This window comes from Nonomuraea sp. B19D2 (genome assembly GCF_040137845.1).
GTDB lineage: Bacteria > Actinomycetota > Actinomycetes > Streptosporangiales > Streptosporangiaceae > Nonomuraea.
Genome location: NZ_JBEFAK010000038.1, coordinates 16279 through 38041, shown reverse-complemented (window position 1 = coordinate 38041; position 21763 = coordinate 16279). Strand labels below are relative to the sequence as shown.

The following is a 21763-nucleotide window of genomic DNA, read 5'->3' as shown; positions in this document are numbered from 1 at the left end:
CGCGTGTCATGGCGGGCCGCGCCGCCTCGCGGAGCATGCTCCTGGTGACCCCCGATGAGATCACCGGGGGTGGCGCGTGCGTGCGAAGTGGATGGCGGCCTGGTCGATACTGGTGCCGGTGCTGGCGGTGGGGTGCGGGAGCGCGCGGGGACCGGTTGCGCCCGTGGCGGTGAAAGCCCCGATCAAGGTGTCCCGCTGCGTCATGAAATTCCCCGACCCGCGCGCCGCCGCCGCGGCCCGCGTCCGCCTCGAACGCGACATTTCCCGGTACGTGAGCAAGCGCCCCGGCCGCATCGTTTACGGCGCGCTTGACCTGGTCACCGGGGTGTCGTTCGGGGAGGGAGAGCACGCGCACGACATCATCACCGCCAGCGGCGCCAAGGTGGACATCCTCGCCGCGCTCCTGCTCCGCGGCACCGGTGAGCTGGACGAGGAAGAACACGACCTGGCAGCCCGCATGATCACAGAGAGCGACAACAGCGCGGCGGACGCCCTGTGGTCGCGGGTCGGCGGCTCGATGAGCGATTTCTACAACAGGGTGGGGCTCCGGGAGACCACGCCGGGCCCCGGCATCTACTGGGGCGGCACCACCACCAGCCCCGCAGACCGCATCCGCCTCATGAAGGTCCTGGTCAAGGGCGGCAGGGGCCTGACCGCGCCCGACCGGAGACTGGTGCTGGACCTGATGTCCCGGGTCCAGAAGGACCAGTCGTGGGGCGTCAGCGCCGCGGCCCGGCCCGGGGACCGGGTGGCGCTGAAGAACGGCTGGACGCCGCGCCCGTTCGTCGGCAACGCGTCGTGGGCCGTCACGAGCTACGGCCGGATCGTGGGGCCGGGCCGCGACCTGCTGCTGTCGGTCCAGACCGACCACCAGCCGGGGGAGGGGGCGGGCATCGAGACCATCGAGGGCGTGGCCCACCTGATCGGCGCCCGCCTCGACACCCTCTCCCCGACCATCACCCGCCCCTGCCCGACCAAACCCATCGCCTGAATACCCCCCGCTGGTGACTACGCCCTGGTCAGCGTCTCCTCCGGGATGACCTTCGGCACGCCACGCAGCCCCACCAGCGCCACCAGCGCGACGACGGCCAGCAGCCCCGCCGTGACCAGCGAGGTCAGGTGCAGCCCCTCGATGAAGGCCGCCCGAGCCGCCCGCACGAGCCTGCCTGCCTCCTCGGCGGGCAGCGCCTCCGCCGCGCGCATCGCCCCGGCGATCGACTCCCGCGCCCCGGCTTGCCCCACTGTGTCGTCCAGGCCGGCCCGGTACGCGGAGTTCAGCACCGTGCCCAGGATCGCGATGCCGAGCGCCCCGCCCAGCTCGAACGCCGTCTCCGACACCGCGGCCGCCGCCCCGGCCCTTTCCCTGGGCGTGGTGGCCAGCACGTTGTCGTTGTTGACGGTGAACGTGAACCCGATGCCGAGGCCGCCGATGAGCATGACGGGCAGCAGCGCGAGGTAGTTCAGCGACGGGCCGAGCGTGGAGTAGTACAGGAACGCGCCCGCGTTCATGGCCAGGCCGAGCGCGACCACGCCGTTCCTGCCGAGGTGGCGGATCAGCTTCGCGGCCAGGACGCCGCCCACCGCGCCGCTCAGCCCGCCGGGCAGCTGCGCGAGGCCGGCCTGGAGCGGCGTCCAGCCCAGCACGAGCTGCAGGTACCAGCCGAACATCAACATCATGGCCGACATCGTGAAGATCGCCAGCAGGTTCGTGACGATGGACGCGCTGAACGCCCTCCGCGTGAAGAGCCGCACGTCGATCAGCGGCTCGGCGAGCCGCGCCTGCCGCCACACGAACAGACCCAGCAGCAGCACCCCGGCCACGCCCGCCGCGAGCACGTCGGCGTGCTCCACACCCTTGTGCGCCGCCTCCTTGACCGCGTAGACGGCCGTCACCACTCCGGCGAACGACAGTGCCACGCTGACCAGGTCGATCCGGCCCGCATGGGGGTTGCGCGACTCGGGCAGCACGAGGATCCCGCCGACGATCACCAGCAGCATGATCGGCACGTTGATCAGGAAGACCGAGCCCCACCAGAAACGGTCGAGCAGCAGCCCGCCGACGACCGGCCCCACGGCGAAACCGGCGGCGCTCATGCCGCTCCAGATGCCGATGGCCGCGGTCCGCTCGCCCGGCTCGGTGAACACGTTCCGGACGATCGACAAGGTGGACGGCATGATCGTCGCCCCCGCCACGCCGAGCAGCGCCCTGGCCGCGATCAGCAGCTCGGCGTTGGGCGCGTACGCGGTCACCAGCGAGGCGGCGCCGAACGCGGCCGCGCCGATCAGCAGCAGGCGCTTGCGGCCGATGCGGTCGCCGAGGTTGCCCATGGTGACGAGCAGGCCGGCCAGCGCGAAGCCGTACATGTCGCCGATCCAGAGCAGCTGCGTGGAGTTCGCGCCGAGGTCGGTCACCAGCCGGGGCAGGGCCAGGTGCAGGACCGTGAGGTCGAGCGAGAGCAGCAAGGTGGCCAGGCAGGCGATGGCCAGGCAGGACCATTTGTTGTTCATGCCGCCCACTCTCGTGAGGGCGGCTGACGGCCTGCCTACCGCTCGCTGACCGGCGGGCTGACCTTCGCCAGCGCGGCGGCGATGCGGGCGCGGGTCTCCTCGGCGCTGTACCAGTCGGCCGGGACCTCGTCGCGCGCCTGAGTGAGCAGGGCACGGGCCTCGTCCAGCTCGCCCTGGAACAGCGCCACCTCGCCCAGGCCGAGGTGCGCCCACGCCAGGTTCTCCATGGAGCCGTTCCTGCGCGCCACCTCGGCCGCGCGCGTGTAGTCGGCCCGCGCTCCCGCCGCGTCGGCCAGTTCGAGCAGGACGTCGCCCCGCCGGCACAGACCCTCGGCGATCTCCGACTTGGCGTCCAGCTCCCTGGCCACCGCGAGCGCCTCGTCGGCTAGCGCGTACGCGGTCGTGAAGTCGCGCTGCTCCTGGTACAGGGCGCACAGCCCGGACAGCACCAGCACGGTGCCCCACCGCTCCCCGATCGCCTTGAACCCGGCCAGGGCCAGCTCGAAGTGGGCCTGCGCCTCATCGAGGCGGCCGACCTGCTGCAGCACGAACCCCGCGCCGCTGTAGGACAGGGCCTGCTGCCAGGGCGGGAGCCGATCGATGTGCTCCAGGAGCAGCGCGAAGATCTCGTCGAAGTCGCCGGGAGGCCCCGTGAACGCCGACAGCAGCATCATCAGGAACTCCACCCGCGACGGCAGGAAGTCCACCGGCAGCGACTGCCGCGCCTCCACCAGCTGCCCGCGTAGCCCCTCGTCGACGCCGCCGGCCCAGGCCGTGATGAGCACACACATGATGTACTCCTCATCCATGCCGGGTGGGCGCCGGGTGCCGAGCTCGGCCAGCAGCGCGGCGGCCAGGTTCGCGCTGGTCACGCGGTGGCCGCGCATCCACCAGTAGCAGGCGCTGCGGGCCAGCAGCAGCAGCCCCGTCTCCAGCCGGCCCGACTCGGTCGCCCAGCGCACCGCGGCGTTGAGGTCGTCGCCCTCCTCGTCGAGCCGGGCCAGCCACTCCAGCTGCTCGCCGGTGCGCAGCCTCGGGTCGGCCGTCGTAACCAGGTCGAGGTAGTAGCCGGCGTGCGCCTCGCAGACCGGCTCGACCTCTCCGGACTCCGCCAGCCGCTCCGCGCAGAACGCCCTGATCGTCTCCAGCATCCGGAAACGGCCGTCCACGAACTCCACCAGCGACTTCTCCGCCAGCGAGAACAGCACCTCCTCCGGCAGCCCGCACACCTGCTCGGCCGCCTCGGGCCGCGCGCCGCCCAGGAAGACGGAGAGCCTCCTGGCCAGCCGCTGCTCGCTCTCGTCGAGCAGGTCCCAGCTCCACGCGACGACCGCGTGCAGCGTCTGGTGCCGGGGCAGCGCCGTACGGCTGCCGCGGGTCAGCAACCTGAACCGGTCGTCGAGCCGCGCCGCCACGTCGGACACCGACAAGGTACGCAGCCGCGCCGCGGCCAGCTCGATGGCCAGCGGCAGCCCGTCGAGCGCCCGGCAGATGCGGACGACCTGGGCGGCGTTGCCCGCCTCCACGGCGAACCCCGGCCGGACGGCGGCGGCGCGGTCGGCGAACAGCCGGACCGCCGGATAGTCCAACGGGTTGCCCGCCTCCGGCGGCGGCAGCCGCAGCGGCGCCACGGGCAGGATCGACTCGCCGGTGATGTCGAGCGCCTCGCGCCCGGTCACCAGCACGCGCAGCCCGGGGCAGGCGGCCAGCAGCGCGTCCGCCAGCTCGGCCGTGGCCGCGACGAGATGCTCGCAGTTGTCCAGGATCAGCAGGAGCCTGCGGTCGGCCAGCGCGGTGACCAGCCTCGTCACCGGGTCGACGGCGGGCCGCTCGGGGCCGTAGATGAGGGTGTCGCGGATGTCGAGCGCGGCCAGCACGGCCCTCGGCACGTCGCCGCCGTCGGAGACGGGCGCGAGCGGCACGAAGCACACGTCGCCGGTGGCCCGCTCCGCCGCCTCGGCCGCGAGCCGGGTCTTGCCGGCGCCGCCGGGGCCGATCAGCGTGACCAGCCGGTTGGCCCGCAGCCTGGCGCCCACTTGCTCGATCTCCTCGTCCCTGCCCACGAAGCTGGTGAGCTGGGCGCGCAGTCCCCGCCGCTGCGCGGGCGCGGGGGCGTCAGGGGCGCCGAGCGCCGGGTCGGCCCTCAGCACGGCCAGGTGGGCGGCGGCCAGCTCGGCCCCGGGTTCGACGCCCAGCTCCTCGTCCAGGGTCTTCCTGGCCTCGTCGTAGACGATCAGCGCCTCAGCCTGGCGTCCGCTGCCGTAGAGGGCGCGCATGAGCTGGGCCCGCAGCCGCTCCCGCAGCGGGTGGGCGGCCGTGAGCTGGCGCAGCTCGGCGACGAGCTCGCGGTGCCCGCCCAGGTCGAGGTCCGCCTGCACGCGGTCCTCTGTGGCGGTCAGCCGTAACTCCTCCAGCGCCGTCGCGGCGGACTCGGCGTGCGGGGCGTCGGCGAGCGGCGCGCCCCGCCACAGGTCGAGCGCCTCCCGCAGCAGCGTGGCCGCCCGGCCGGGGTCGCCGCCGGCGAGGGACTGCCTGCCCGCCTGCGCGAGCAGCTCGAACCTGCGCGCGTCGACCTCCTGAGGGTCGGCCACCAGCCGGTATCCGGCCGGGTGGAACTCCACCAGGTCCCTGCCCAGTGCCCTGCGCAGCCTGGACACCTGCGACTGCAGCGCGTTGGCCACGCCCTCCGGCGGCCTGGGGCCGTACATGCCGGCCACGAGCTGCTCGCCGCCGACGATGCGGCCGGCGTGCAGGGCGAGCAGGGTCAGCAGCGCCCGCACCCGGGGACCGCCGAGCGTGACCGGCTCGCCGTCCTCGCCCAGCACGGTCGTGGGCCCGAGGATCTGGAAGCGCATGCCTCGATTATCGTGGCCGCGGCAGCAGGGCGGAGATCTCCGCGTACGTCGGCAGCGGAGGTGCCTGCTTCCCCAGGGCGGCGAGCGCTGTCGCGACCGCCTCGCCGAGCGCGGCCCGGTACAGGAGCGACCCGGTGCTCACCCTGGCCACGCCGGCCTCGGCGAGCTGGGCGAGGCTGGGGCCGCCCGGCTGGTAGAGGACGTTGAGCGGCAGCGGCGTGCCGGCCGCCACCTCGGCGATCTCCTTCAGGTCGGTCAGCCCTGGCACGAAGATCCCGTCGGCGTTCCCGTAGGCGGCCACCCTCTCCAGGGTGTCGTCACCGGTCTTCAGCCAGTACGTGTCCGTGCGGGCGTTGACGAACACCCCATGTCCCTTGGCCGCCTCGATGATCCGCTGGTGCAGCTCGATCGGGCGCAGCGTGCCGTCGGGGCGGCCGTCCTCCAGGTTGACGCCGACGGCACCGAGCGCGGCCAGGCTCGCGACCAGGTCGGACACCTCGGCGGGGTCGTCGCTGAACCCGCCCTCGATGTCCACGGTGACCATGACGCCCAGGTCGTTGACGGCTTCGACCAGCTCGATCGTCTCCGCCTTGGTCGCGCCGGCCCCGTCCGGCCTGCCGTACGCGGCGGCCACGCCGAGGCTGGTCGTGCCGATCGCCGGGAAGCCGTGCGCGGCCAGGACGGCGGCGGAGCCGTAGTCCCAGGCGTTCGGCAGCAGCAGCGGATCTCCTGGGCGGTGCAGGTCGTGGAAGTTCATGAGCGGCTCCCGTGGAGCAGGGCTTCGAGCACGCCCGCGGCCAGCGCGAGCGCGTGGGCGGGCGCGGGGCAGGGGCGCACGCCGTGACCGAAGGTCAGATGGGGAGCACGGCCGCGCGAGGGGTCGAATCTGATGGGGTCGGCGAACACGTCCGGGTCGCGGTTGGCCGACACCAGGTCGATCGTCACCTCGCCGCCGGTCCGCGTGTCGAGCCTGCGGGTGGCCTTGAGCGGCGGGTCCTGCCTGAGCGTCTCGTGCAGCAGGGCCTCGACGTCGTCGCCGGGTTCGGCATGCCTGAGCGTGTTCTCGATGAGCGCCTCCGTGGCGGCGTGCCCCTGCAGCAGCAGCGTGATCTCGGGGATGCCGGCCAGCTCGAGCAGTTCGGCGACGGCGGCGTCGGCCTCCGGGCTCTCCTCGCCGGACAGGTAGCCGGCCGCGGCGGCCGCCACCGCGCTCGTGTCCTTGACGCCCAGCGCGGCGCCGAGCACGGCCGTGGGCACGCCCCGCCAGTCGCCGTCCCGTTCCAGGGTCATGGCCCTGGCCGCCGGTCTCAGTTCGGCGGGGTCAAGCGCGGCCAGCCGCTCGACCAGCAGGTGGCGCCGCCCGGCGTGCGTCTGGCCGGTGCTGAAGCGCGACACCTGGGCGCGGAGCCAGGCCAGCGTGCCCTCCGCGGCGTCCTGGCGTACGGGAGGGGGCACATACCTCGGGTCGGCGAGCACCGCTTCGGCATCTGCGTGGCGTGTGATGAGCATGGTTCCACGCTAGAACGGGGTAATTTCGTCGCCGGTCGAAGGATGCGGGCATCAGGCCGCCAGCCGTTCGGAGCGCTCGGAGCGCTGGGGCTCGGCCGGGGCGGCCGGGGTCTGGACGGCGGGTCGCCTTCCGGCGGACGCCAGTGCCATGGCCGTCAGCAGCGCCATCTCGGCCAGCACCACGCCCCGCTCCAGCAGCCCGTAGTAGGCCGAGCCGCCGATCAGCGTCGAGGTGATGGAGGCGGGGTGCGCCGCCAGATAGACGGCCAGCGTGGCCGCGGAGGTCACGCTCATGGCCCGGACCGCGTTCCATCGTGGTGCCGCGGCCCGGCCCCTGGCCAGCGCCCAGCCGGCGACCGGCAGCGAGGTGAACACGACGGCCGCCGACCACCGGTGGATCTCGCCGGTGGTCGAGCCGACCGCCGAAGGGTCCGTGGGGAAGATGGCGCTCATCATCAGCCCCGCCGCCCCGGCCAGCAGCAGCACCCGGGTGGCCGCGGTGCGCCCAGGGTCGCCGGCCGCGAGGCCGTACGCGAGAGACAGGCATGCCCCCGCCAGTGCGAGCATCCCGATCAGCACGGGCACGAGCCCGCCGGAGACCAGCGCGTAGTCGCTGAGTAACGTCTGCGTGGGCAGGGCGACCTGCGCGTACGTCAGCGCGCCCGCGGAGACCGCCGTGCCGGCGATGGCGCCCAGGGCGCTCTGGCGTGTGATCATCGAGTCACCTCATCGTAGATTTGCTCGAACCGGGCGAGCGACGACTGATGGTCGTGGGTGAGGGCCAGTTCCCTGCTGGCCTTGCCGAATCTGGCCCGCAGGCCGTCGTCCGAAAGAATGGCCGTCAGGTGCCTGGCGAGCCCGACCACGTCGCCCGGCTGGAACAGGTAGCCGTTGTCGTCCACCAGGTGCGGCAGCGCCATGGCGTCGGCGGCCACCACGGGCAGGCCCGAGGCCATGGCCTCAAGCGTGGCGATGCTCTGCAGCTCGGCGATGCCCGGCATGGCGAACACGTCGGCGGCGGCGAACGCCTGAGGCATGATCTCGTCGGGCACGAACCCCAGGAAGAACACCCGCTCACTCACGCCGATGCGCTTGGCCAGCCTCTCCAGCTCCGCCCGTTGGTTCCCCTTGCCGACGAACGCCACCTGCGCGTCGGTCTCGTTCAGCACGAGCGGCAGCGCGCGTACGAGCTCGTCCAGGCGCTTCTCCTCGTCCAGCCGGCCGACGAACAGGACGGTGGGCCGGTCGGGCAGGTCGAACAGCTTGCGCGCCCATGCCTTGGGCTCGGCGCGCGGGTGGAACCTGGCCAGGTCGATCCCGCAGGAGACCGCCTCCACCTCGCGGGCGAAGCCCTGGTCGGCCAGCAGCTTGGCGGCCAGCGGCGTCGGGGTGGTGACGTGGTCGGCCCGGTTGAAGATCCGGCTGAAGTCGCGCCAGGCCAGCCGGCCGGCCTTGGCCCGCAGCCGGTCGGGGATGTGGCAGAACTGGAAGAGGTTGTCGGGCATGAAGTGGTTGGTGGCCACGACGGGCACCCCGGCACGACGGGCGGCGGCCATGGCCGCCCTGCCGACCACGAAGTGGCCCTGGGTGTGCAGGACGTCGGGCTGGATGCCCGCGATCAGCCGGTCGAGCCTGGTCGGCACGGTGAAACGCATGGTGGGGTGGACGACGATCGGGGCGGAGCGCAGCCGGTGCACGATCACGCCGTCCACCACGTCGGCGGTGGGCGGGCCCGCGTCCGACTGGCAGACCACGTGCACCTCGTTGCCGCGCGCGGCCAGGCCGGTGGCCAGGCGGTGGGTGAAGTAGGCGGCGCCGTTCACGTCGGGCGGGTAGGTGTCGGTCGAGATCAGGACGCGGCGGGGACGCTCGGGAGCGGGGACGGTCTCGGGGAGCGAGCGCAGGGGCATGGCCATGTCAGTGACACTCCGTTTTCACACGGGGGTGGGGGAATTGTGGTGGGCTTCCAGCGGGCTGGTCCGGGCCAGCGCGATGGTGCCGGCCGCGGTGAGGGCCGCGGCGGCGACCGGCGCGATCCCGGTCGGCAGTGGCTCGCCGAGCAGCAGCGCGCCGAACGCCACCGCCGTCAGGGGATCGGCGATCTGGAGAGAGGCGAACGAGACGCCGAAGTGCCCGACGGCGTAGGCCCGCTGGAGCATCATCAGCGCCAGCAGGGCGGGCACCGGCAGCGCGAGCAGGTACCACCAGTTCCAGGCGCCGTCCACCAGCACGCGCACGAGGGTGGCCGTGGCGCCGTACAGCACGCCCGAGCTGGTGGCCAGCAGCGCGGCCCGGCCCGCGGGCGAGACCGCCTTCGAGCCGGCCCACAGCAGGACCGCCGCGACGCCGGCCACGCCGAGCAGCGTGAGCACCCCGCTCGGGCTGAGGTAGGTGGGACCGTCGGACGCGGGGACGAGCAGCACGAGCCCGACCAGCCCGGACGCCACCACACCCGCCGCCGCCAGCTCCTTGCGTGCGGGCTTGCGGCCGTGCAGCGTGGCGGCGATGGGCAGGGCGAACAGCAGGCTGGCCACCCCCATCGGCTGGACGATGGTCAGCGGGCCGAGGCCCAGCGCGACGATGTGCAGGCCGCCACCCGCCAGAATGGAGGCGCCGCCGAGCACCCAGCGCGGCCGGCGCAGCAGGGTCAGCAGCCCCGGCTTGGCCGACTCGACTGCCTCGAACTGCTGGAGTGCGGCTCCGAGCGCGAAGAACAGCGAACCGACCAAGGCGATCGCCGCGGCCAGCACAGTCATGCGCACTCCTTTCAGACGGATGGTTGCCAGGCAGGGTCAAACGGACGTGTCCGCAGGAAGACGTTCCGGGGAAGGCTGGATGGCGCGTCGCTTCCTGAGCCATCTCACGACCTCGACGACCGCGGTGATGGACACCGCGATGCCCAGGCCGAGGAGCAGGCCCTTGATCGGGTCGTTCTCGAACGCCATCCCGCCGAAGAAGCCGATCAGCCCGGAGTACACCGCCCACGAGCCGGCCGCGATCGCGTCGAAGAACGTGAACGAGCGCAGCGGATGCCGCACGGCGCCCATGGTCAGCGTGGTCGCGGTGCGCCCGCCGGGGATGTACCTGGCCACGACCAGGACGAGGCCGCCCCGCTCGGCCAGCGCGTCGCGCGCCCAGACGAACGCCTTCTTCTTCCGCAGCCTGCCTGCCGACTTGTTGCCGATCAGGTAGGAGGTGTGGTCACCCGCGAACGCGCCCAGCGCCGCGACCAGCATGACCAGGCCCAGGTTCGTCTCGCCCGACGCGGCGAACACCCCCGCGGTGATCACCGAGGTCTCGGCGGGCACGATGGGGAAGAACCCGTCGAGCAGCGCCAGGACGAACAGCGCGGCGTATAACCAGGGCGATGACATCACCTGCTGGACCAGGTCGAGAATGGCGTGCGACATGAGCGTGTACTCCGATCGTCAGGGCACCCACACAGCGTGTCTGCGTGGGACGGTCCGGGACATCGGGGATGCCCCGGGTCGAACGCGGACCCATCCCTTATGCAGTTCAGGGCCGGTACCCCATGAAGGTAGAAACTCCGCAGGTCACGGCACATCGGACGATCGGCACGCACTACCCCCGACTTTCGTCAGGGGTCCGGTTCCGAGCTCCGGCTGACACCATCGATCAAACCTGTTTCCGCAGGCGGAAACAGGAGTGGAGGTAGGCGCTTTCGGGGTGGTGCTAACCCCACCGCGACAGGGGACGAGGCCCTACCCTGACTTTCGTCAGGGTCGCCTGCCGACTTTCGGCCGGGACCCCCGCGTCCGTGGGGCGGATAACGTCGGTGCCGTGAGACGTCTTCGTCGGGAGAGCCGCCGCCAGGTGGTCTACGACCTGCTGCTCTGGGCCGTGCTCGGCATCTTCGTCGCGGCCATGGGCCCCGACCCGGTCAAGGACCCGGCCGCCTTCGGCATGGTGACCGTGCCCAGGATCGGGCTCGCCTCCGTGGCGGTGCTGGTCGGCCGTCGCTGGCCGCTGGCCGCGCTGGTGCTGCTGCTGCCGCTGGGGCCGTGGCGGTTCAGCGAGGGGTTCGCGACCGTGGACCTGAGCTGGCTGCTGCCCAGGCGCAACGTGAAGATCCTCCCGCTGCTGGCCACCTCGCCGTTCATCATGTGGTACGCCTACCTCACCGGACGGCGCCTGGCCGCGATCCGGCCGGCGTTGGTCGCCTTCTGCCTGATCTCGGTCGTCGGCGTGGGCGTGGTGCTCGGCCAGGGCGGCGACCTCGCCCTGTGGGTGTCCATGGTGACGGGGCTCCTGGGCACGTACGTGGTGCCGTACCTGCTGGGGCTGCTCAGGCGGAAGCTGCTGCAGCAGCGCACGCAGGCCAGGCTGTCGGCCGAGGCGCAGGCGAGGCTGCGCGAACGGGCCAGGATCGCGCGGGACATGCACGACTCGCTCGGCCACGACCTGGCCCTGATCGCGGTCAGGGCCGCGGGGCTCGAGCTGGCCCACGGGCTGGACCAGGCGCACGTCAAGGCGGCGGGGGAGCTGCGGCTGGCGGCGGCGGACGCCACGGAGCGGCTGCGCCAGATCATCGGGCTGCTGCGCGAGGACTCCGACGCGGCGCCGCTGTCACCCGCGGACGAGGACGTGGCCGAGGTCGTGCGGCGGGCCAGGGACTCCGGCATGCCGATCACCCTGGATCTGGCGGCCGGACCGGTGCCCGCCCTGGCGCACGCGGTGGTGCAGGAGGGGCTCACGAACGCGGCCAAGCACGCGCCGGGGTCGGCCGTCGCGGTGCGGGTCGCGCCGGACCGCGTCACCGTGCGCAACGACCGGCCGCGGGCCCGGCCGACCGCGCTGCCGGGCGGGCTGGGGCTGGCGGGGCTGCGCGAGCGCGTACGGCTCGCAGGTGGCACGCTGACCGCCGGGCCGGTCGGCGACGGCTTCGAGCTGGACGTGACCATCCCCCGGACGGGGGATGAGGATCCCCGCGGCTCGGGAGGGAACCGGCGGCCCGGCGCGCGACGCTCGGAGCATGAATGAACAGAGAGCGGGCATAGGGCGCGTCACCGCCGCGATCGTCGCGGTCGCCGCGATGCTGCCGTACCTCACGCTGAAGGTGCTCTGGCTGACGGGCAGCTCGATCGGGGTCACCGATCCCGGGCTGATGAGGGACTCGTCGATGGTCGGGCTCAACGCGATGACGTTCGGCATGGACGTCGTCGGGCTGGTGCTGGCGCTGGCGTTCACCATGAGGTGGGGGCTGCGGCTGCCCGCCTGGCTCGTGCTGCTGCCGCTGTGGGTGGGCACCGGCCTGCTGTCGGTGGTGGTCGTCACGGCGCCGATCATGGTGTTGCTCCATGGGCTGTCGGTGTTCCAGGGCGGGAGCATCGAACCGTGGATCTACATGATGGTCTACGGCGGGTTCATCGGCCAGGGCGTCGGGCTCATGACGGCCTTCTCGCTCTACTCGCGCGACCGATGGCCGCACGCCTTCACCACCCGGGTGGACCACCCCTTCGCCAGCCCCAGCCGGTCGTTCCAGACGGTCGTGGCCTGGGGCGCGCTGCTGGTGACCCTGCCGATCGGCGCGGTCAGGCTCTCCGGGGGCGTTTTCCTGGAAGGCTTCAAGGGACTGCTGGGCATCGCCGGGGCCGTCGCGCTCATCCTGGCGGTCAGGCGGCGCGGGGGCGGCCCGTTCTGGCGGCCGCTGGTGGTGGCCTGGCTGGGCTCCGGCTCGCTGTTCGGCTGGGGGCTCTACGCGATGATCGTCACGTCGGTCGGCGGGCCGCTCGCCGGCGGGGCGTCCGCGGCGAACCTGGTGGAGCTGTTCGGCATGCTGACCGGGCTGGTCATGGGGATGTGCGGGGCGTTCCTGCTGACCGAGCGATCACGTATGAGCGACGTGCAGCCGGTGCAGGACGCGCTTGAAGGCGAAGATCGAGAACGCGATCGCCAGACCGCTGATCACGGCCACCGCTGACGTCCTCAGCACCATGAACGTGCCGAGCGAGCCCGCCAGCGACTCGTGGACCGCGAGGGCGATGCTCAACGTCGAGTTCGTCAGCAGCACGAAGGCCCACAGCAGCGTGATCCTGGCGAAGAACCTGCGTACCCGCTCGTGCTTGAGCACCGCCGACGGCAGGTGGATGTAGTCGAGCGTGAGCTTCTGCACGAGCGGCTTGTTGAGCCGGACCGAGGCGAGGAACACCATGCTGATGCAGATCGTGCCCATCTCCGGCTGGATGAAGAACCACATCCACGTGCCCGTCCAGAACGACACGAGGGCGCGGATCGTGATCACGAACGCGGCCAGGAACATGGTCGCGGGCACCTTGACCCGCCTGATCAGCCGCCACGCCACTCCGAGGTAGACCCAGGCGACGGTGGCGACGAGCGCCCCCGTGAATCCGAGGACCATCATGGCCAGGTAGAACACCACCAGCGGCGCCACGACGCCTTCGAGCAGCTTCGGCGCCGCCTGCCGGGCGAGTGCGGTGAGGCGTGGGAGGGTGACTGGGGGATGGTTCAAGGCTGCTCCGCAGATAGGCCGACGATCAGCGTCTACCCGGGCTTCGGGGGACAAGGCTTTCCTGATGGACCGCTCGCTGTAACCAGAACGGCAGCACCCGCGTCCCGGGAAGCACGCCGGTGGCTTACCGTACCCGAGGCGAGGTGGTGCGACCGCCTCTTTTGACGCGTTCCATCTGGTTCCCACGAAAACAGCAGGGCCTTTCGGCCGGCTTTCAGCCGAGTGACGTGGTGGCGAGCTTCGCACCGAATCCGAGGAACAGGGCGCCGACGCCCGAGGTCAGACCGGCGCTGAGCTTCCTGTGCCGGCGGAACTGGTTGGCCAGGAAGGTGCCGCCGAAGATCAGCGCCGTCAGGTAGAGGAAGCTGAACACCTGGATGACCGCGCCCAGGATGAGGAACGACAGCGCGGGGGCGGCGTACGACGGGTCCACGAACTGGATGAAGAACGAGACGAAGAAGAGGATGGCCTTCGGGTTCAGCAGGCTGATCATCAGGGCCTTGCGGAACGGGCGCGCCTGGCGCTCCATCTTGACCTGCGGCTTCTCCTCGGTCGACCTCCTGGACCGCCAGGCGCCCCTGATCATCTGGAAGCCGATCCACGCCAGGTAGCCGGCGCCCGCGTACTTGACGATCGTGAAGAGCAGCGGGTTGGAGCGGAGCAGGGAGGCGGCGCCGGCGGCGGCCAGGAACATCAGCACGGTGTCGCCGAGGAAGACGCCCGCCGCGGCCCGGTAGCCCTGGCGGACGCCGTTCTGGGCGGCGAAGCTGAGGACGTACAGGGAGTTCGGGCCGGGGAGAAGAATGATCAGGAACGCGCCGATGACGTAGGCCCAGAAGTCCGTGATACCGAAGAACATGCCGCTTGCTCCAGAGGAAGGCTTAACCGCACATCACGATATCTCGCCCCGCGCGGACCATATCCCCCCGTACACCTGCTTATAGCCGAGCGCCCGGTACGTCGCGTCCACCAGGGCCTGGCCGCGCGGGTTCCAGTCGTAGAACGCGCCCGGCGGCAGCTTCTCGCGCAGCGCGGGCAGGCCGGCCTGGTGGGTGAGCAGGTGCCGGACGAGCGTCCCGCCCTTGCCGGCGGCGGCGTACTCGGGCCAGTAGCGCGCGACCGGCGCGTCGAGGTCGAGCTCGCCGCGCGAGGCCAGCACGTGGGCGCAGAGCGCGGTCGCGCCCTTGGTGCACGACCAGACGTGCCCGATGGTGTCGCTTCGCCACGGGACGCCGGGCGCCGCCTGCCCGCCCCACAGGTCGACGACGACCTCGCCGTCGACGATCACGTACACCGACGCGCCCACTTCGCCGCGCGTGGCGAGGTTGTTCTCGAACTCCGCCGCGACCTGGGAGAAGCGGGGATCACAAGTGCCCTGCACGCTCATTTCCCGAATCCATCACGAACGGGAGGCCCTGTCATCACCCCGCCGCAAATTTGAGCTTTACCTGCAATCCCTATTTGTTTAGCATGGAATACAGGGCGGGCTCGCTGTCGCGCTGTGGCTGGCGGCGCTGCTGTCCTGTGGGTCCGCCGTTCGAGATGGGCGCGGTCCGCGCGGCTAGGGGTGGCCGTGTGGACCGCGTCCTTTGACTGTCCGCGTCAAATTGGGTCTTGTCCTCAGGTAGACGCCCGATCTACGCTCCTCAGTTAGTAAGGTTTCCTAATGAACGCGTGAGGAGCTCACCCCCCATGCATCGATCCGTGCGGCTGGCCGCCATCGCCGCGATCGTCGCCGCCTCCTTACCAGCTCCACGTCGGATCTGACGTTCCGCGGCCCAGCCAGGGGCAGCCGCCGCCCCTGGCTGACCGCTTTCCGGCCCGCGCAAGGCCCGTGCCGGGGGCGGGGAGCGGCACGGCAGGATGTGACATGTGCGGATATCCATCCTTGGGCCGTTGGAGGTCGAGGGCGACGGGGGACCGGTCGCGGTCGGCGGGTTCAGGTTGCGGGCGCTGCTCGCCATCCTGGCGCTGGAGGCCGGCCGGACCGTCACGGCCGAGCGGCTGATCGACGCCCTGTGGCCGGACGAGCCGCCCGCCAACGCGGCCAACGCCCTCCAGACGCTGGTCAAGCGGCTGCGGGTGGCGCTGCGCCCGTACGAGGTGGTGGAGAGCAGGCCGGGCGGCTACGCGCTCACCGTGGACCCCGGCGACGTGGACGCCCTGCGGTTCAGGCGAACGGCCAGGAACGGGGGAGGACTGGAGCTCTGGCGGGGCCCCGCGCTGGCGGACCTCACCTCGGTGCCGCTCCTGGCGAACGCGGCAGCCGGCCTGGAGCAGGACCGCCTCGCCGCAGTCGAGGCCCAGGCCGAGACGCGGCTGGCGGCCGGTACGCCGGTCGACCTGACCGCCGAGGTCGCCGCGCACCCGCTGCGCGAGCGGCTGGCCGCCCTGGCCATGCGGGCGCTCGCCGCCGAGGGACGGCAGGCCGAGGCGCTGGAGCTGTTCGAGCGCACCCGCCGCACGCTCGCCGACGAGCTCGGCGTCGATCCCGGGCCGGAGCTGCGCGCCGCCCACCTGGCGGTGGTCTCGGGAGAGGTACGCCCGCCGGCCCCACGGGTCCACGTCCGGCCGAGAGGCAACGTACGGGCGCCGAGGACCAGCTTCATCGGGCGCGAGGCCGAGCTGGATCAGCTCGCCGCCCTGCTCGGCCAGGCCAGGATCGTCACGCTGGTCGGCCCCGGCGGCGCGGGCAAGACCAGGCTGGCCACCGAGGTGGCGCTGCGATCCGCCGAAGCGGCCTGGATGGTCGAGCTGGCCCCGGTCAGCGACCTGAAAGAGATCCTGGGCACTGTGCTCGACGCACTGGAGCTGCGCGACGACCGGCCGCCGTACCGCATGCCCGCGGACGGGAGCGACCCCGTGGCGCAGGTGGCCGAGGCCGTCGCGGGCCGGCCCGCGCTGCTCGTCCTGGACAACTGCGAGCACCTCATCGACGCGGCAGCCGAGGTGGCCGAGCGGCTGCTCACCGAATGCCCGGACCTGAGGGTGCTGGCCACGAGCAGGGAGCCGCTCAACCTGCCGGGCGAGCACCTGGCGCCCATCCCGCCGCTCGCGCCGCCGCCCGTCGGCGCGGGCCCCGAGCAGGCGGAGGCGTACCCGTCGGTCCGGCTGCTGCTGGACCGGGCCGGCGCGGCCCGGCCCGGGTTCGCGATCGACGATGACAACGTGGCCGCCGTGGTGGCGCTCTGCCGCAGGCTGGACGGCATGCCGCTGGCCATCGAGCTGGCCGCGGCCCGCCTGCGCACCATGACGCCGCAGCAGCTCGCCGACCGCATCGGCGACCGGTTCAGGCTGCTCACCGGCGGCAGCAGGACCGCGCTGCCGCGCCAGCAGACGCTCAGAGCGGTGGTGGAGTGGAGCTGGGACCTGCTGGGCGAGGAGGAGCGGGTGCTGGCCAGGCGGCTCGGCGTGTTCGCGGGCGGGGCGACGCTGGAGGCGGTCGAGGCGGTCTGCGGTGGAGCGGCGGACGTGCTGGGCGCGCTGGCCGACAAGTCACTGGTCCAGGTCTCGCCCGAGGGCCGCTACTCGATGCTGGAGACCATCCGCGCCTACGCGCTCGAACGGCTGGCGGAGGCGGGAGAGGCCGGCGAGTACCGGGGGCGGCACGCGGCGTACCTGCTGGACCTGGCCGAACGGGCGGTGCCGCAGCTGCGGACGGGCGTGCAGACGGCCTGGATCGAGCGCCTGTCGCCCGAGCGCGACGACTTCGCCGCCGCGCTGCGCTGGCTGATCGACGAGCGGGACGTCGAGTCGGCGCTGCGGCTGTGCGGGGCGCTGAACTGGTACTGGTGGATGTGCGGCTACCGGCAGGAGAGCGCGGCCTGGGCCACGCAGGTGCTCGAGCTGGCGGGCGAGGAGCCGCCTGCCGGGCTGGCCGCGGCGTACACGGCCTGCATGTTCGCGTACGGCGTGAACCTGTTCAGCACGATCATCAACGACCGGCCCGCCATGCTCGCGCTCTCGCACCGGATGGACCGGCTGGTCGACACGGCCGAGCGGGAGGGGCCGCTGCACCCGATGCTCAAGATCGGCAAGGCCGTCATGGCCGCCGCCGCGGGCCGCGACGAGCACGCCGCCGAGCTGCTCGAGTCGTACGTCCAGAGCGACGACCTCTGGTTGTCCAGCGCCGCTCTCATGATCGGCGGCTCCGCGCGTAGTGAGGAGAGCCTGGAACGGGCGGTGGCCGGGTTCAGGAAACTCGGCGACCGGTGGGGGCTGAGCGAGGCGCTGCTCGGCCTCGCCGAGCTGCGGGCGGCCAGGGGAGCGCCGACCGACGACCTGATAGCCGAGACGTGGTCGCTGACCAGGGAGTGGGTGGGAGCCGACGAGGCGATCTCCACCCTGGTCAGGGTGGCGGAGCTGCGCGGGCGCGGTGGCGATCTCGATGGCGCCGGCGCGGACCTGGCCAGGGCCAGGGCCAGCGTGGACCGGGAGACGGCGCCGCACACGCGGCTGCTGCTCGGGCTGGCCGAGGCCGCGCACGCCTGCCAGCGCGGCGATCTGGACCGGGGACTGGAGCTCTATCGCGGGCTGTTCGACCTGCTCGCGCAGGCCCCGCCGGTGCCCCAGCTCATCGCCTCGGTCATGACGGCTTACGGCCGGGCGCTGGCGCGCAACGGCGACGTGGAGGCGGCCTTGGAGCAGCACCGCCGGGCACTGGAAGCATTGGGGGGCACCAGCCCGGACCGGCCGGTGCTGTCGCTGGTGCTGGCCGGGTTCGCGCTGGCCGCGCAGGCCACGGGCGGCCAGGAGCGGGCAGCCGTGCTGTTCGGGGCGTCGTCGGCGGTCGAGCCGCGCGACACCTCGCCGGAGACCTTGGAGGGCGTGCGAACGGCCAGGGCCGCGCTCGGTGACGAGCACTTCGAGGAGTGCTTCGCCAAGGGCGCGGCCATGTCCAGGGAAGAGGTCTACGGGATGGTGGGCAGCACGACGTAGGACGGGCCGTGCAGCGTGGTGGCGCCCTTCTCGGGGTTCCGGCCGAACCTGGGGAAGTTCGAACCCGCCACGTCGAGCCTGATCCGGTGGCCCGGCAGGAACGCGTTCGAGATCGCGCCGAGCCGTACCGTGACCTCGCGCACCTCGCCGGGCGCCAGGTCGCTCACCCTCGCGATGCCGTCGGTCAGCAGCTCGGCCCGCCCGTCGGGGTGGACGTCGATCAGCTTGGCCGTGACGTCCGCGCTCGGGGCGGTGGACGAGACACGCGCGACCAGCTCCACCTCGCCGCTCACCTCCACCCGCGCGCCGAGCGGCTCGCTCTGGTGGCGCAGCACGTCGCCGCGCTGGTCGAGGGGCCGCTGGTCGAGCGGGCCGAACGCGTCGAACGACATGATCGCGCCGCCGACCGTCGGCACCGGGTCGCCGGGGTCGCCGACGAACTCGGCGGAGCCGCCCGCCACGGGCGTCGTGCTCAACAGCCCGTTGAAGCCCAGGTGGTACGCCACATGCCAGGCCCGCGCGATGGGCCAGTCCGCCTCGTCCCGCCAGGCGTCGTCGCCCATCACGAAGATCTGCACGCGGGCCTGTTCGCGCATCGGCCTCCCGCGCAGCCAGTGGTCGAACCAGTCGAGGTGCACCCCGGTCCAGTCGACGGCCTCATGGCCGGCCTGGTCGCCGTAGTCGCGCCCGCAGATGCTCCGCTCATGGGTGAAGTGCGTCCACGGGCCCACGATCAGCCGGGACTCGCCGCGCAGCCGCTCGTAGTGCTCGATGGAGGCGTCGCGGAAGTAGTCGTACCAGCCGGTGCTGACCAGCGCGGGCACCTCGATCAGGGAGTGGTCGACGATCCCGTCCCGCCAGAGCGGGTCGAGCGGGTCGGGGGTGTCCATCCACCTCGAGTAGAACGGTACGAGGTCCGCCAGCAGTGGCTGGTCGCTGAGCGGCAGGCGCTCCGACAGCTCCCTCATGCGCTCGCCCAACCTGTCGGGCAGGCCGATGGCCGCCAGGTACCTGCCCTTGTCCTCTTCCGTGGCCGTGCCGAGCGCGATCCGGCGGTCCAGTTCGTCCACGGCCAGCACCATCGCGCTGACAGTGAGGATGATGTTGAGGTTGGGGACGCCGCCCGGCTGGTAGACGCATTCATACAGCCCGGCGGGGGAGACGTGCGGCGCGATGGCCCTGAGGCCCGCCGGCCGCTCCTGGGCCGCGAGGAGCTGGGTGATGGCCAGGTACGAATCCCCGTACATGCCGACATTTCCGTCGGACCATGGCGCGGTGGCCGCCCACCGGACCGCGTCATAACCGTCGGCCGCCTCGCCCCTGATGAACCGGAACTCGCCCTGCGAGGCGCCCGTGCCGCGCACGTCCTGGACGACGACCGCGTATCCGGCTGCCACGAGGCGGGGCACGTCGAGGTGGAACCCGGGACCCTCGATGGCCCGGCCGTACGCGGTACGCGACAGCAGCACGGGGAAGCGCCCGCTTCCGCCCGGCCGCCACAGCGTCGACACGAGCTCGACGCCGTCGCGGGTGGTCATGGTCTCGGTGGTCTCGATCATCGGACTCTCCTGTTGTAAGCGTGAAGGGCAAGGGGAAGGAAGAGGGCGAGCAGTGCGGCGGTCCAGCCGAACGTGATCCACACGTCCGACATGTGCAGGCCGCCGGTCAGCAGCCCGCGCAGGGCGCCGGCCAGGTGGGAGACGGGGTTGACGCTCATCCACCAGGTCAGCCAGCCGGGCATGTCGGTGGCGGGCACGAAGGCGCTGCTGCCGAACGTGAGGGGCAACAGGACGGCCGTCGAGATGACCTGCATCGACGTGACGGACTTGGCCACCAGTCCGATCCAGGCCGAGCCCCAGCTCAACGCCATGGCCAGCAGCAGCACCAGGCCGAGCCCCGCCAGCGCGCTGAGCGGGTCCGTCGTGACGCGGAAGCCGACGGCGTACCCCACGAGCATGGACATCGCGATCGTGATCAGCAGCGCGAGCAGGTCCGCCATGATGCGTCCCGCCAGCGGCGCCGACCTGGCGATCGGCATGGTCCTGAACCTGTCGAACACGCCGTTGCCGATGTCGGTGGCCAGGTTCATGCCGGTCGTGATCGTCGACATCAGCGCCACCTGGACGAGCACGCCGGGCAGCATGTACGCCACCGCGCCCGCTCGGTCGCCGCCGGCCGCGCCGCCGAACAGGTACACGAAGATGACGATCATGAACACGGGCTGGAACAGCATGCCCAGGAGCTGGCCTGGACTGTTCTTGAGCGGGATCAGGCTGCGCCAGGCCAGCGTCAGCCCTTGGGAAATCGCGGTGGTCATCGGTGGTCTCCGGTCAGGGTGAGGAAGACGTCGTCCAGTGAGGGCAGCCGCAGGGCGTGCTCGGCGAGCACGATGCCCGCGTCGTCGAGCGTCCTCAGTACGGCGGGCGGCTCGGCCAGGTCGTGCACGGGGATGCTCACCACGCCGTCCACGGCCTTCGTGCCGAGGATCGTCTCGGCCTTCTCCAGGTCGGCGGCGCGCAGCGGCTTGACGTCGAGCCGGTGCCCGCCCGCCAGCGCCTTCAGCTCGCCGGGCGTCCCGGCGGCGGCGACCCGGCCCCGGTCGATGACCAGCAGGTCGTCGGCGAGCTGGTCGGCCTCCTCCAGGTACTGGGTGGTCAGCAGCACGGTCACGCCGTCGGCGGTCAGCTCCCTGACCACGTCCCACAGCCCGCCGCGGGCATGGGGGTCGAGCCCCGTGGTCGGCTCGTCGAGGAACAGGATGCGCGGGCGGCTCACCAGGCTGACCGCCAGATCGAGGCGGCGGCGCATGCCGCCCGAGTAGCCGCCCGCCGCGCGGCCGGCCGCCTCCTCCAGGCCGAAACGGGCCAGCAGCTCCGCCGCCCTGGCTCTGGCCGCCGACCTGGACAGGCCGAGCAGGCGGCCCATCAGCAGCAGGTTCTGGGTGCCGGTCAGCTTCTCGTCGACGGAGGCGTACTGGCCGGTCAGGCCGATCAGCTCGCGTACCTTTCCGGCCTGGCGGGTCACGTCGTACCCGCCGACCAGGGCGCGGCCCGCGTCGGGGGCGGTCAGGGTGGCGAGGATGCGGACCGCGGTCGTCTTGCCCGCTCCGTTCGGGCCGAGGACACCGAGCACGGTGCCCGTCCTGGTCCTCAGGTCGACGCCGTCGAGCGCCGCATTGTCGCCGTATCTCTTGACGAGCCCTTCGGCTTCGATCGTGTACGTCATGTCCCCGACGGTGTCCCGGCCCGCTGGTATCCACCTGGCAACGACCTGTCAGGGAGATGGTGCATGTCCGTAAATTTGGGCCTTTCCTGGGTGAGGCCGGGTCTTCAGTCTCGGGGTCAGGCGCCGGATACGACCCGATCCCGAGCGCCCGAGGCGGGTTGCGACGTAAGGTAATCGGACGGTAATGTTCAGTCACCGCCGGGTGTCCGACTGGCGCCCGGTCCCCGCCCCTGTTGGT

At 72.1% G+C, this 21763-nt stretch carries 18 protein-coding genes; 4 read left to right on the top strand and 14 right to left on the bottom strand.

The genetic code is table 11. The features are described 5' to 3' along the window. The first annotated feature begins 76 nt into the window (after positions 1 to 76). On the top strand, positions 77 to 991 hold the full coding sequence (locus ABN273_RS44210) for a serine hydrolase (RefSeq protein ID WP_349455565.1): 915 nt from the start codon (positions 77 to 79) through the stop codon (positions 989 to 991). Positions 992 to 1008: 17 nt separating this feature from the next. Here ABN273_RS44210 and ABN273_RS44205 read toward each other — a convergent pair whose 3' ends face one another. From ABN273_RS44205 to ABN273_RS44170, 8 genes are read right to left on the bottom strand one after another with little or no spacing between them, the layout of a single operon-like run. Beyond that, positions 1009 to 2508, bottom strand: coding sequence for a DHA2 family efflux MFS transporter permease subunit (locus ABN273_RS44205; protein ID WP_349455564.1), 1500 nt, complete (start codon positions 2506 to 2508; stop codon positions 1009 to 1011). Between the two features lie 35 nt (positions 2509 to 2543). Beyond that, a complete protein-coding gene (locus ABN273_RS44200) occupies positions 2544 to 5363 on the bottom strand; it encodes an ATP-binding protein (protein WP_349455563.1) in 2820 nt (939 codons plus the stop codon). Between the two features lie 7 nt (positions 5364 to 5370). Continuing rightward, entirely contained in the window at positions 5371 to 6120 is a 750-nt protein-coding gene (locus tag ABN273_RS44195) for an isocitrate lyase/PEP mutase family protein (protein ID WP_349455562.1), read from the bottom strand. Continuing rightward, a complete protein-coding gene (locus ABN273_RS44190; protein ID WP_349455561.1) occupies positions 6117 to 6872 on the bottom strand; it encodes a cytochrome P450 in 756 nt (251 codons plus the stop codon). Before ABN273_RS44190 ends, ABN273_RS44195 begins: the two co-directional genes overlap by 4 nt. 51 nt (positions 6873 to 6923) lie before the next feature. Then, positions 6924 to 7589 carry a DUF998 domain-containing protein gene (locus ABN273_RS44185; protein ID WP_349455560.1) on the bottom strand — a complete coding sequence of 222 codons (666 nt, stop codon included), beginning with the start codon at positions 7587 to 7589 and terminating at the stop codon, positions 6924 to 6926. After that, positions 7586 to 8788: a glycosyltransferase gene (locus ABN273_RS44180; protein ID WP_349455559.1), complete on the bottom strand. Its 1203-nt coding sequence runs from the start codon at positions 8786 to 8788 to the stop codon at positions 7586 to 7588. The genes ABN273_RS44185 and ABN273_RS44180 overlap by 4 nt, the downstream gene beginning before the upstream one ends. 18 nt (positions 8789 to 8806) lie before the next feature. Further along, positions 8807 to 9628: a DMT family transporter gene (locus ABN273_RS44175; RefSeq protein WP_349455558.1), complete on the bottom strand. Its 822-nt coding sequence runs from the start codon at positions 9626 to 9628 to the stop codon at positions 8807 to 8809. A 36-nt stretch (positions 9629 to 9664) separates the two neighbouring features. Then, entirely contained in the window at positions 9665 to 10282 is a 618-nt protein-coding gene (locus tag ABN273_RS44170; RefSeq protein ID WP_349455557.1) for a DedA family protein, read from the bottom strand. A gap of 391 nt (positions 10283 to 10673) precedes the next feature. Here ABN273_RS44170 and ABN273_RS44165 point away from each other — a divergent pair, with 391 nt between their 5' ends. Both ABN273_RS44165 and ABN273_RS44160 read left to right on the top strand, forming a co-directional pair. Then, positions 10674 to 11873, top strand: coding sequence for a sensor histidine kinase (locus ABN273_RS44165; RefSeq protein WP_349455556.1), 1200 nt, complete (start codon positions 10674 to 10676; stop codon positions 11871 to 11873). After that, on the top strand, positions 11866 to 12813 hold the full coding sequence (locus tag ABN273_RS44160; protein ID WP_349455555.1) for a DUF1700 domain-containing protein: 948 nt from the start codon (positions 11866 to 11868) through the stop codon (positions 12811 to 12813). The genes ABN273_RS44165 and ABN273_RS44160 overlap by 8 nt, the downstream gene beginning before the upstream one ends. Here the strand turns inward: ABN273_RS44160 and ABN273_RS44155 are convergent. The 3 genes from ABN273_RS44155 to ABN273_RS44145 all read right to left on the bottom strand — a co-directional run bounded on the left by ABN273_RS44155 (position 12721) and on the right by ABN273_RS44145 (position 14749). After that, complete coding sequence (locus ABN273_RS44155) at positions 12721 to 13362, bottom strand: VC0807 family protein (protein ID WP_349455554.1); 642 nt, start codon at positions 13360 to 13362, stop codon at positions 12721 to 12723. The genes ABN273_RS44160 and ABN273_RS44155 overlap by 93 nt on opposite strands. 214 nt (positions 13363 to 13576) lie before the next feature. Beyond that, positions 13577 to 14221, bottom strand: a complete 645-nt coding sequence (gene leuE / locus ABN273_RS44150) for a leucine efflux protein LeuE (protein ID WP_349455553.1) — start codon at positions 14219 to 14221, stop codon at positions 13577 to 13579. A 33-nt stretch (positions 14222 to 14254) separates the two neighbouring features. Next, complete coding sequence (locus ABN273_RS44145; protein WP_349455552.1) at positions 14255 to 14749, bottom strand: serine hydrolase domain-containing protein; 495 nt, start codon at positions 14747 to 14749, stop codon at positions 14255 to 14257. 485 nt (positions 14750 to 15234) lie between these two features. Between ABN273_RS44145 and ABN273_RS44140 the strand changes: the two genes are divergently transcribed. Further along, positions 15235 to 18300 (top strand): AfsR/SARP family transcriptional regulator, encoded by a 3066-nt coding sequence (locus tag ABN273_RS44140; protein ID WP_349455551.1) that lies wholly within the window; start codon positions 15235 to 15237, stop codon positions 18298 to 18300. On the opposite strand, the gene ABN273_RS44135 is transcribed toward ABN273_RS44140, so the two are convergent. From ABN273_RS44135 to ABN273_RS44125, 3 genes are read right to left on the bottom strand one after another with little or no spacing between them, the layout of a single operon-like run. Continuing rightward, on the bottom strand, positions 18273 to 19859 hold the full coding sequence (locus ABN273_RS44135; protein ID WP_349455550.1) for a CocE/NonD family hydrolase: 1587 nt from the start codon (positions 19857 to 19859) through the stop codon (positions 18273 to 18275). The two genes, ABN273_RS44140 and ABN273_RS44135, sit on opposite strands and share 28 nt — an antisense overlap. After that, positions 19856 to 20617 (bottom strand): ABC transporter permease, encoded by a 762-nt coding sequence (locus ABN273_RS44130; RefSeq protein ID WP_349455549.1) that lies wholly within the window; start codon positions 20615 to 20617, stop codon positions 19856 to 19858. The genes ABN273_RS44135 and ABN273_RS44130 overlap by 4 nt, the downstream gene beginning before the upstream one ends. Continuing rightward, positions 20614 to 21525, bottom strand: a complete 912-nt coding sequence (locus tag ABN273_RS44125) for an ATP-binding cassette domain-containing protein (protein WP_349455548.1) — start codon at positions 21523 to 21525, stop codon at positions 20614 to 20616. Before ABN273_RS44125 ends, ABN273_RS44130 begins: the two co-directional genes overlap by 4 nt. Between the last annotated feature and the right edge of the window lie 238 nt (positions 21526 to 21763).